The 12,230-nt window shown below is 45.2% G+C and carries 9 protein-coding genes and 1 other annotated feature; all 9 genes read right to left on the minus strand.

What is annotated here, in order from left to right:
• Window positions 1-13 precede the first annotated feature (13 nt).
• Window positions 14-859 carry a rod shape-determining protein MreC gene (gene mreC / locus C5Z26_RS04310; RefSeq protein ID WP_105448761.1) on the minus strand — a complete coding sequence of 282 codons (846 nt, stop codon included), beginning with the start codon at window positions 857-859 and terminating at the stop codon, window positions 14-16.
• Between the two features lie 70 nt (window positions 860-929).
• Complete coding sequence (locus tag C5Z26_RS04315) at window positions 930-1,934, minus strand: rod shape-determining protein (RefSeq protein WP_105448762.1); 1,005 nt, start codon at window positions 1,932-1,934, stop codon at window positions 930-932.
• Between the two features lie 222 nt (window positions 1,935-2,156).
• Entirely contained in the window at window positions 2,157-2,786 is a 630-nt protein-coding gene (locus tag C5Z26_RS04320) for a JAB domain-containing protein (RefSeq protein ID WP_105448763.1), read from the minus strand.
• 44 nt (window positions 2,787-2,830) lie between these two features.
• A complete protein-coding gene (locus C5Z26_RS04325; RefSeq protein WP_105448764.1) occupies window positions 2,831-4,144 on the minus strand; it encodes a bifunctional folylpolyglutamate synthase/dihydrofolate synthase in 1,314 nt (437 codons plus the stop codon).
• A 78-nt stretch (window positions 4,145-4,222) separates the two neighbouring features.
• On the minus strand, window positions 4,223-6,892 hold the full coding sequence (locus C5Z26_RS04330) for a valine--tRNA ligase (protein ID WP_105448765.1): 2,670 nt from the start codon (window positions 6,890-6,892) through the stop codon (window positions 4,223-4,225).
• 54 nt (window positions 6,893-6,946) lie between these two features.
• Window positions 6,947-7,299, minus strand: a binding site (T-box leader).
• Between the two features lie 37 nt (window positions 7,300-7,336).
• Window positions 7,337-7,831 (minus strand): peroxiredoxin, encoded by a 495-nt coding sequence (locus tag C5Z26_RS04335; protein ID WP_105448766.1) that lies wholly within the window; start codon window positions 7,829-7,831, stop codon window positions 7,337-7,339.
• Between the two features lie 100 nt (window positions 7,832-7,931).
• Window positions 7,932-9,212, minus strand: coding sequence for a hypothetical protein (locus C5Z26_RS04340; RefSeq protein ID WP_105448767.1), 1,281 nt, complete (start codon window positions 9,210-9,212; stop codon window positions 7,932-7,934).
• Window positions 9,213-9,714: 502 nt separating this feature from the next.
• The gene (gene thiI / locus C5Z26_RS04345) at window positions 9,715-10,932 is read right to left on the minus strand and encodes a tRNA uracil 4-sulfurtransferase ThiI (protein WP_105448768.1); all 1,218 of its coding nucleotides are present in this window, start codon (window positions 10,930-10,932) and stop codon (window positions 9,715-9,717) included.
• Window positions 10,933-10,949: 17 nt separating this feature from the next.
• On the minus strand, window positions 10,950-12,104 hold the full coding sequence (locus tag C5Z26_RS04350; RefSeq protein WP_105448769.1) for a cysteine desulfurase family protein: 1,155 nt from the start codon (window positions 12,102-12,104) through the stop codon (window positions 10,950-10,952).
• Window positions 12,105-12,230: the final 126 nt, after the last annotated feature.

Below are 12,230 nucleotides of genomic sequence, written 5' to 3' on the forward strand. Positions count from 1 at the left end.
GATGGCCCTCCCCTTATTGTTCGGCGACCGTTACGACCGTCAAATCACTAAGGTCAGCAGCGGGGGTTATCTCAACTTCAGAGGCTAACCCATAATCATCTTGTTTAACTTTGGCAACAGTGCCGACGTATAAGCCCTTAGGGGTAATCCCACCAAGCCCACTCGTAACCACCTTGTCACCCTTTTTAATCTTAACTTTAGACGTCACCGACCCCATTTCAAGCAGGTTGGTACTCTTATCATAGCCAGAAACGATTCCATTAACGGTCGCGCCTTTGCTAGTCGTAATCTGAATGGCAAACTTATCGGCCGTCGAACTCGTATTTGAAATGAGTTCCACCTTAGAATTAGTTTGATTAACTTCAACGACCCGGCCAATTAAGCCCGTTTGTGACATGACTGGCATATTCTTCTTAACTCCGGCCGTAGCCCCTTTTGAAATCACCACTTGGTTCATCCAAGACGATGGCGTCCGGGTTAAGACATTTGCAGTCACAGCCGTATAATCGGTCAGTGAGTCATTCAATTTTAGCTCTTTACGTAACTGTTTATTTTCAGCAGTCGTCGTTTGGGCCGTGACCTTAGCTTGCGCTAATTGGTCAACTTGTTTCTTTAACTTTTGATTTTCTTGATAAGTGTTCAGTAAGTCGGACACTGAATTAGTCGCACTTTGTAAGCCATTGACCGGCCAAGCAATGACTCGGTCAACCGCCCCCGCCACATCGTTCCCAAATTGTTGGACCAATGGTGGCGTTGACTTACGGTCACGAACAGCGACAGAAACGCTCATCAAGCCGAAACTGATAATTAATAAGATAATGACAATCACCAATTTACGGTTAGAGAAAAACTTTTGCATAATGAACCCCCGGTCGAAAATCCTATGATTTAACAATAAATAAGCGGGAAGTCATCTTCCCGCTCACCTGTTATCGCTTTTTCATAACGTCGATGCTCTTGAGTGATTCGCCAGTTCCAACGGCCACACAATCGAGTGGTTCGTTAGCAATGAACACTGGCACTTTAGTTTCGTCAGCAATCACTTCGGAAAGATTCTTTAATAAGGCGCCACCACCGGTTAACACAATCCCATGATCAATTACATCAGAGGCAATTTCGGGAGAGGTTTCTTCTAAGGTTTCTTTAATGGCTGAAACCACTTCAGAAACAATTTCTTGAATGGCTTCGGCAACGTCAACTGCGGAGATTTCAACGGTCTTTGGTAAGCCTGAAATCAAATCACGGCCACGAATTGTTGAGCCTTCAATGTCAGCTGCGGCCGCTAATGAAGCTGAACCAACATCAATCTTCAATTGTTCAGCGGTCCGTTCACCGATTAACAAGTTAAATTTTTGCCGAACATGATAGATGATTGAATCATCGATCTTATCGCCAGCCATTCGAATGGACCGACTAGACACAATGCCGCCTAACGAAATGGTCGCAACATCGGTCGTACCACCACCAATATCAACCACCATGCTACCGGTTGGATCCATGACTGGCAAGCCAGCCCCAATCGCTGCAGCAAATGGTTCTTCAATGACGTAAGCGTCACGCGCACCAGCAACCCGAGTTGCATCAATGACGGCCCGCTTTTCAACTTCAGTTACACCGCTTGGTACACAAACCATGACATATGGTTTACCGTTTGAACGGCCCAATGTCTTCTGAATAAAGTATTTCATCATCGCAACGGTGGTATCATAATCCGCAATGACCCCATCTTTCATTGGTCGAATTGCCACGATACTTGCTGGGGTTCTCCCGATCATATCTCGTGCTTCTGAGCCAACTGATACAATTTCGCCAGTTTTCGTGTTCTTCGCAACTACGGATGGTTCCCGTAACACGATTCCCTTGCCGTCAACATACACGATTGTATTGGCCGTACCGAGATCAATCCCGATATTTTTTGTCCCAAATCCGAACACTACATTCATCCCTTCATCATTTACAATTTAATTTATTTATTAGTCATAATAGTAAGTATTATAGCATAGTAGCTCAGCATTAAAAATACTGCCTAAATCCTAGCATACCGTAATCTATAAAAAAATACAGTCCCATTATTGAACTTAGATAAAATTTAACAAAAAAATGGCGTTAAGTCGAGTGATTACCCGTCCTAACCCCATTTATTTTAACACATTATATTATGAACCTATATTACAATTTAATAAGCCCCGCTCCGCAAAACTAATGTAATCCGTCGCTCCTATCACAAAACTATCCAACACTGGTACTCCCAATAAATTGCCACTAGCCACTAAGCGTTGGGTCATTTCTGTATCTTTTGACGACGGTTCCGGATCGCCACTCGGATGATTATGGGCAATCACAATCCGTGCCGTTGGACTGCCTAACGCTACCCGAAAAATTTCACGCGGATGGACCGGACACGCATTCAAGGTGCCTTGAAACACCACTTGTTGTTTAATAATTTGATTTTTAGTATTCAAACACACTAAAACTAATTGTTCTTGGTCAAGCCCGGTAAAAGCCTGTATCAATTGCGCGCCTAGTTGCTGAGTCCCATAGACTTGGCCGAGCTTAATGCGAGATTGTTGTTGTAACAACTGACCACACCGAATTGCCACTAATAAGCTTTGCCACAACGGCTCAGTTGCAGGTTGCAGCCCCCACTCATTCACTGCTTGTGCTGGATAAGTCGTTTCAAACGCCACGGTCGCCGTTTGTGCCGCGGCAGGCGTTAAAAAGCCATTGAAAAATTGTTGAATTAACGCGTGAATCTGCGTCGGTTGTTCGTCGGTTAATAAACTCATCTAAAAGCCCCCTATTCGATATAGGTCAACTCCGTAACATCAGTCTATTCTGCTTTAAAGTAAGCCCGCACAGCCGAAATAAAATAAAGTGATCCCGTCATTAATAACACATCGTCGCTCGACATCTCACTGGTGACATGTACTAACGCCGACTGCCAATCGGCAAAGATCGGCGCGGCATACCCGGTTGGTAGTTCGGCTTCCAAAGTTGCGGGCGCTGTGACCTGGCGGGTATTGGGCCCGGCAAATTGGGTCAATACCAATTGAACATTAGCCAACTGCGCCAACGTCTGAATCATTTTAGTATGTTGTTTGTCTGCTAAAACTGCAAAAATGACGTACACGGTTTGTTGCTTAAAACGAGTCTTTAAGGTCGTCGCTAATTCCTGAACAGCTGGTTCATTATGCGCACCATCAATTAAAATCAACGGTGACGCATTCAACCGTTCAAAGCGCCCCGGCCAAATCGTTTGTGCCAAGGCTTGCCGCACGTCGCGTGCTTGGACGGGAAGTGCTTGTTGCTGATGGTACGTCAAGTAAGCTGCGAGCGCAAGTGCCGCATTGTCCACTTGATAATCACCCAGTAACGGGGTCGTCAATGCTTTAAAATGCTGCGCCATACCATTAAAATCAAACCGTTCTTCCCATCCTTGTGGCGGTAACAACCGTGTCGTAAAGTCACGACCCAGGGTTTGCAAGGGCGCCGCTTTTTTAGCAGCCGTCTCAACCATAACAGTCTGCGCTTCTGCGGGTAAGCGGCCCACCATAACTGGCACGCCGGCTTTAATAATTCCTGCTTTCTGCGTCGCAATTGCAGTTAAAGTGTGACCAAGAATCTGCATATGATCGTACCCAATTGTGGTAATGACACTTACTTTAGGCGTGAAGACATTAGTAGAGTCGTACAGACCACCTAGACCCACTTCAACAATGGCAATATCAATCGGTTGCGTCGCAAAATAACAAAACATCATGGCAGTAATAATTTCAAATTCTGTCGGCCCCCCCGTTGGTAACGTCGCATCTAATCTCGCCACCACCGGCTGAATCATTTGAACCAATGCAACCAAATCAGCGTCACTAATCGGCTGACCATCAACACTAATTCGTTCATTGAAACGTGTAATAAATGGCGAGGTAAAGGTTCCCACCGTCAAGCCATCGGCCATAAATAAGTCGCGTAAATTAGCAACGGTCGAGCCTTTACCATTGGTCCCCGCCACATGAATACCATTCACCTTTAACTGTGGATCACCCAGTTCGTGCAAGAATCGACGCATGCGATCTAGCGTCGGCAATTTTTTAAACTTGGTGCGCCCATGAATAAATGCCAACGCCGTTGTATAATCGGTTATCATTCCGCTTAACTCCTTTCAAACTTAGCAAAAAAGGCCCCGCGACACCTTCCAGTGACCCGTAGCCTTTTTCGGTAAACTTTAAGCTTGCGCTTTAATATCAATTAATCGTTGTTTCGTAGCAGCTAACTTAGTCTTATTATCGGCTAACTTAGCTTGTTCACTAGCGACAACAGCCGCTGGTGCATTTGCCACAAATCGTTCGTTGCCTAACTTCTTAGTTGCCCGAGTGACTTCACTTTCAAATCTTGCTTGTTCTTTTTCAAGTTTCGCAATTTCATCATTTAAGTCAACCAGTTCAGCTAATGGCATGTAAACCTCGGCGTCACTAATCACTTGGGTCATGGACAACTTCGGTGCCACCACCGCTGCGCCAATTGACAAGCTCTTCGGATGGGCAAAGCGTTGAATATAATCTTCATTAGTCTTGAAGACCGTCTGTAAACGCGTGCTATCTGTTTTAACCAGAATATCAACTGCTGATGACAACTTGGCGTTAGCTTCAGCTCGAATACTCCGAACCGCGGTAATCAATTCGATCAAAGCGGCCATGTCTGTTTCAGCAGTGGCGTCATCAAATTCGGGATGATCGACTGGATAAGCGGCGACCATGAGAGATTTACCCACGTGTGGCATGGATAACCAGATCTTTTCGGTAACGAATGGCATGATTGGCTGTAGTAAGCGGAGCACTTGATCCAAGACATAAGCCAAAACATTTTGCGTGTTCTGCTTTGCTTGGGCGTCGTCACCCGTTAAGGTGGCCTTACTCATTTCAATGTACCAGTCACAAAAGTCATTCCAGATAAAGTTATATAAGGCCCGACCAGCTTCACCGAAATCAAATTTTTCAAAGGTCGCGGTAACTTGTTTGACCGTCGTATTCAAGCGACTTAAAATCCACTTATCTGCTAAGGTCCAGTCCGCTTTCGCGGGCAAGGTTGGCGCGGTCATATCACCTAAGTTCATGATGACGTAACGGCTCGCATTCCAAATCTTGTTAATGAAGTTCCAAGCTGCATCCATCTTTGTATAACTGAAACGCACATCTTGCCCAGCGGTCGAGCCATTTGATAGGAACCAACGGAGGGCATCCGCACCATACTTTTGAATAACATCCATTGGATCAATCCCATTACCTAAGGATTTACTCATTTTACGTCCTTGTTCATCACGAATTAAGCCATGCAATAAGACGTGTTGGAATGGCCGTTTGCCAGTAAATTCAAGGCTTTGGAACATCATCCGTGAAACCCAGAAGAAGATAATATCGTAACCGGTGACTAAGGTATTCGTTGGGAAGTATCGCTTGAAATCAGCAGCATCTTCATCCGGCCAGCCCATGGTTGAAAATGGCCAGAGTGCACTTGAGAACCAAGTATCGAGCACATCTGGATCTTGTTCCCAGTTTTCAATGTCCTTTGGCGGTTCAACATCTACGTAGGTTTCGCCAGTCTTTTTATTGTACCAAGCAGGAATCTGATGTCCCCACCAAAGTTGCCGTGAGATAACCCAGTCATGGACGTTTTCCATCCATTGATTGAACGTCTCTTCAAAGCGATCGGGCACAAAATCAACTTTATTAGCGGTTTTTTGATTCTTCAACGCTTGTTCAGCTAATGGCTTCATCTTCACAAACCATTGCGTTGATAACCGCGCTTCAACTTGAACCCCAGTCCGTTCAGAATGACCAACACTATGCACAATTGGGTCAATCTTAAGCATTAAGTCTTGGGCTTCCAAATCCTTAACCATCGCCTTACGCGCTTCAAAACGATCCATGCCGACGTATTTACCGGCATTTTCATTCATGGAAGCATCTTCATTCATGGTATTAATCCGCTTTAAATCATGCCGATTCCCCACTTTAAAGTCATTCGGATCATGTGCTGGCGTGATTTTAACCATCCCAGTCCCAAATTCAGGATCAACATAGGCATCCGCAATAATCGGAATTTCACGGTCTGCTAATGGCAAAATAACTTGCTTACCCACAAGTTCCTTGTAGCGTTCATCGCTTGGATTAACCGCGACGGCGGTATCGCCCATCATGGTTTCTGGTCGCGTCGTCGCAATTTCAATATAGTGCTTGCCATTGAACGTATAGTCCTGATCTGCAAAGGGATACTTCACATGGTAAAAGGCCCCTTGGTCATCCTTATGAATAACTTCAATATCCGACAAGGCTGTTCGCGCCTGTGGATCCCAGTTAATGATGTATTCGCCCCGATAAATCAGGCCTTTTTTGTAAAGGGTCACGAAGACTTTTTTAACAGCCGCTGACACGCCTTCATCCATCGTGAAACGTTCACGTGAATAATCTAATGACAAGCCTAGTTTTGACCATTGTTGCTTAATAACACTGGCATATTCATCTTTCCAGTCCCAAACTTGTTGCACAAACTTTTCTCGGCCCAGGTCATAACGACTGATACCCTGTTTGCGTAATTTAGCTTCAACTTTAGCTTGCGTGGCGATCCCAGCATGATCCATCCCCGGCAACCAGAGCGTATCATAGCCTTGCATCCGTTTTTGGCGAATAATAATATCTTGTAACGCCGTATCCCAAGCATGACCTAAATGTAACTTACCTGTGACATTGGGTGGGGGTAAAACGATGGAATAAGGTTGTGCTTTTTTATCGCCCGAAGGCTTGAATAAATCTTCATCGAGCCAAGTCTGATACCGACCCGCTTCCACGGCAGTCGGATCATATTTGGTTGGCATATCAGTCGTAACTTCTTCTGACATATGGAACACGTCCTTTCAATTTTGGGTCAAAAAAAAGACCACTCCTCCTAGAAATACTAGGACGAATGGACTTCGCGGTACCACCTAATTTTGAAGAGCGTAGCCACTGGCGTTCAGCTACCGAGCAACGCCTAACTAATGCAATTACTCGGTGTTTTTCCGAGTGGTTACATTAGTGTAGCGTGCACAGGTCGCTGCCAGTGGCTGCGCGTTTCGACCATTCAGTCAAAACCTCTTCACACTTAAACTTTATTGTTAACGAACGCGTTATCCGTCCGGTCACCCCTACGACTCATTCAGGGCAACAGCTCGCAAGCTACCTTCACCTAAAAACGCCGAAAACTTCCAACTCCCGTTTTCTTTCTGCAGACGTCCTTTTAGGCTACTCTCTTGCTCATTGCTGGCTGACACTATTGTAATGAATTTAATCACTACCGTCAATGGTTATTCAAATTGTTTTAAGGCGTCTAAAGCCGCCACATAGTTTGGTTCATGACTTAAATCAGGCACGATTTCATGATAAACAATCTTCCCGGCCGCATCAGCCACATAGATGGCCCGGGTTAATGTCCCGTTATTTGGCAAGTAAAGGTTGGTTGCATACCCAAAAGAAAGGTCTTCATCTGACACCACGGTCAGATTCTTAACGCCTTCTTTAGCACACCAGCCAGCTTGATCGGCAATCGCGTTATTTGAAATGGCTAAGAAGCGGACCCCTGGATACTGGTCAGCTTGTTGGTTAAACTTCCGCGTTTGGATTGAGCAAACCCGGGTATCAATATCCGGCATCACACTAAACAAAACTGGTTTACCTAATAAATCTTTGGTTTTAAGCTTTTCGTCGTGGGTCGTAAATACTTTAAATTTTGGCAATTGGTCGCCATCGGCTAATGGTTCCCCGACTAAATCTAACGGCTGATCATGAGATAATACTTGCACATCCAACACCCCTTCATAACTTGATTACACTGACACATACTAGTTTCAGTTAGCATAAGTTAAATGTACCGCAAAGTTGCAGGAGTCGCAAATAATAACTTTAGGAATTGATGAATTTTTGATTAATTTTAGCTGAATTTAAGATCTGTTTTTGGGCCCGTTTCGCAAAGGTGGTCGCGACAGTCTGCTGGTTTTGACCTTGAATCAATTGCCACCATTGACCAGCTACCGTTTGACTAGGGGTTCTTAACTGCTCTGCTAAATGAGTCAATAAGGGCTCATAACCAGGCAATTTAAATTGCTGGACCACGGCTTGTAGCATTTGCATCAACCAATGGCCTTCTGTGCTAAACAGCATCGGCGCTAGTGGTGCCGTCAGCGCCGTCTGCTGATTGCGTTGGTCACCAACCGCCACCCAGTCATCAGCTGCTTGCGGCTCATCTAAAATCAACATGGTGATGAGAAACAGCTGTAAGAATTGCACCTGCGATAGCCTAATCCCGGTCACTGCCATGGGATTCAAATCCAAATGCCGGATTTCCAAATACTGAACGCCCGTCCGTTTAACATCAGTAATCCGCTGACCACCACGCAACCGCACTGCGCCATAAAATTCCTGCATGCCACTTAACTTACCTTGATCAACTAATGCCTGTAAGTCACCCCAATAATGATCAAATGATGCGTATGATACTTTAATGGTGGCTTGATTATGATACCCATAATGACTATTACGAATGCTGCGGACCGGTCCTTTGGGGCCAGCATGGGGGTCGAAGAAATGTGACTCACTAATTGGCGTCGCACCGAATAAATAGGTCACAAACCACCGATATCGCAAATAATTGCGTGCCATTTTTAAATACATCGCCGTCTTAAAAGCTGATAAAGTGGCGTAGCCCGTTTGTTGCTGAAATAACCGGTCCATCAAGCGTGGTGAAAACTCATAGTTAAAGTGCACGCCACATAACATTTGTCGGCGCCGACCATATCTCTGCGCTAAATGTTGGCGATAGGCGACGGCTCGGGCATCAGCCAATTGTGCAATAGGAATATCTGCCGATAATACCGGTAACGCCGGTGGCATACTCAACGGCCAAATCAGTTCGTCTGGCGTCAGGGCACGTTGCGTTGTCTGATGTAAGTTCATCAAGCTTGCCATGAGGGCCGTGGGTGACGTTGTGATGGGCGTGACTAACTCTAATTGTGTTTCGGCAAAATCACGGCCAATCCCTAATTCATCGTACAACTCTGTGGGAAATGCCGTCAGCGCCAATCGCCCCGCTGGGATTATCCGCTGCCCTTCCCGTTCAATACCGAATCGGCCAGCTAGTAATGTCGTTGCAGTTGCCTTGGCTCGTAACAACGGTGTCAAGTCCATCTTCGCCACCTCCGTCTCTTACTCAGTTGGAATAATGGCATTAGTTTATCATTTTTCAGACATAACTTTAGTAATATTGTATCGATTAACCAGACTTGGTTCAGCGAACTAAAAAACAGCTTGGTTAACAAGCAATATCGTAATAGACCCCAGTTAGTCCCACTGATTCGTGCTTTGAAAACTAAATTTTGCTAAAAAAACGAGCTCGGGATAATCCCAAGCTCGTTGCTTAACCATTTAAATTTGTGTGGTCACTATGTTCAGAAACAATCTACATTGCCGAAACGTGCTCACCACCACTGCCCCCTAGGCTTAGGGACGTCACGAGCACCATGCTTAGAACCGCATGATACTCGAACCCGGATGGTGTTTTTTTGCCGAAACGTGCTCACCACCACTGCCTCCTGGGCATAGCCTAGTCACGAGCACCATGCTTAGAACCGCATGATACTCGTGACTAGGCTATGCTCGGAAGCAACCCGTGGTGGTGAGCACTCTTGTCTTACAACAATTCCGCAAAAACATCTTCCTGGGCATTCATATAATTCTCGCCCGGTTTGATTTCGCTAATCTTAATCCCGTCCATTGCCCGTTGCATTAGACCTGCCACGTCAATTCGTTCTTCATATGAACGTGACCGGTCGAGCTTAGGATGGGTCTTCGGTGCTGGCGGTGCAAAAATCGTACAGCAGTCTTCAAATGGCATGATTGATAAATTATACGTATCAATCTTTTCTGCCACTTTAATGATTTCAGTCTTGTCCATTGAAATCACTGGCCGCAATACAGGAAGTGCCGTCACATCATTGATTGCAATCATACTGTCCATCGTCTGTGAAGCCACTTGACCTAAAGATTCACCATTAAAAATGGCCTTACCATGGCGTTCCCGTGTAATGGCATCCATTAGACGCATCATTAACCGTCGTTGGACCGTCATTAAATAACCTTCAGGGACTTTTTCTTTGATTTCTTCTTGAATTTCCGTAAATGGAATCTGGATAAACTTCACACTACCAGAATAACTCGCTAACGTTGAAGCCAATTGCTTGGCTTTAGCTAACGCTTGTTCACTCGTATATGGCGGACTGAAGAAATGCACCATCTCCATATCAACCCCACGCTTCATGCCCAAGTACCCGGCAACTGGTGAATCAATCCCACCAGAAAGCATCAGCATCCCTTTACCAGCAGTGCCAACGGGTAAGCCCCCGGCACCATTAATGGTCTCAGAAGATAGGAAAATGCCGTTCATGCGAACTTCTACGCGAATGACAATATCAGGATGTTGCATCTTCACTTGAATACCAGCAACGTGATCTAAAATCTGACCACCTAACATGTCATTGATTTCGTTCGTGTCGTATTCAAAATGATGATCAGAACGACGGGTATTAACTTTAAACGTCATCCCAGGCTTAAATTGCGCTTGCACCATGGCAATCGCCGTTGCATAAACCTCGTCCATATCTTGAGCGACCCGAATACTTGGTGAAAAGTTTTGAATCCCAAAAACCAATTGTAACCGGTCCATGACACCTTGCGCATCTTCATCATGTAATGAAATGTGCATCCGGTCACGGTCAGCATGTACTTTTAACGTCGGAAAGTCGTGGAGCGCTTTGCGGACGTTACGGCCTAAGCTATCAATAAAGTTGCGGCGATTCTTGCCCTTAGTTGATAGTTCACCATAACGCACCATAATTTCAGTATATTGCATTAACAGGTTCCTTTCAGTTATGCGTCAGCATTGATCTTAGAAAATTTTTGATAGAGGTTATCAAAGACACGATTAAATTCATCCGCTTCGGCCAACGTATTGTTCTCATCTAAACTAATCCGAATAGCACTCGTGGCAATTGCTTCTGGCACTTGCATCGCCATTAGCGTACTGGAGGCCAGATGTTTTTTAGATGAACAAGCACTCGTCGTCGAAATATAAATGCCTTGGTCTTCGAACGCATGCACGATGGTTTCACCACGGACCCCATTAATCGTAAAACACAAAATATGCGGTGCAAAGCCAGCCGTTGGTTGACTAAAAATAGTCACTTTCGGGAGGTCCTTGATATGGTCATAGACGCGTTGCTTGATGGCTCGTTCACGAGCAACTTTAGCCGTTTCATCCGTTAATAAGAGCCGCAGCGCTTTTGCCATACCAGCAATTGCGGGCACGTTTTCTGTTCCCGAACGCCAGTTATCTTCTTGACCGCCACCTGTCATTAATGGCGCTAACTTGCGACCTTGACGGGCATAGATAAAGCCCACGCCACGAGGCGCATGAAATTTGTGCCCCGAAAACGTCACAAAATCAACCCGATCATTCATAATCAAGTTTTGAATCCCTTTGCCAATTCCTTGGACGGCATCCACATGAAAATGAATCTTAGGATAAGGTTTTAAAATCTCAGCGACATCTAACAACGGTTGAATCGTACCAATTTCATTATTGACCGCCATTACTGACACCAAAATCGTATCCGGGCGAATCGCCGCTTTTAAGTCGGCGGGATTAATCCGGCCTTCTTGGTCGACCGGTAAGTACGTAATATCAAAACCCAAATCAGCCAATTGTGCCATTGAGTTATGAATTGCGGGGTGTTCAACTGCAGTGGTAATGAGGTGTTTTCCAAAACTTCGCTTTTCAATGGCAGTTCCTTTAACGACCCAATTATCGCCTTCAGTTCCCCCAGAGGTAAAGAAGATTTCACTAGTTTTCGCGCCAATCAAATCTGCAATTTGGTGTCGTGATTGTTCCAACAAATGAAACGCATTTTCACCAAAATTGTGCAAACTTGATGGGTTACCCCAAACCTTTTGCGACACCTTAGCATAGGTTTCAACCACAGCTGGGGCAGCTTGCGTCGTCGCACTATTATCAAAATAAATCATACATGAGCCTTCACTTTCCAAAAAAGTCGTGCTAAGCACTTACTTTCGATAAGAATTCTTTGCAATTATACCAAATAATCACGTTGAAACAAGTCCTGCTGTCTGACCGTTCACCAGTCAGACACC

The organism is Lactobacillus sp. CBA3606 (assembly GCF_002970935.1).
Classification (GTDB): Bacteria; Bacillota; Bacilli; order Lactobacillales; family Lactobacillaceae; genus Lactiplantibacillus.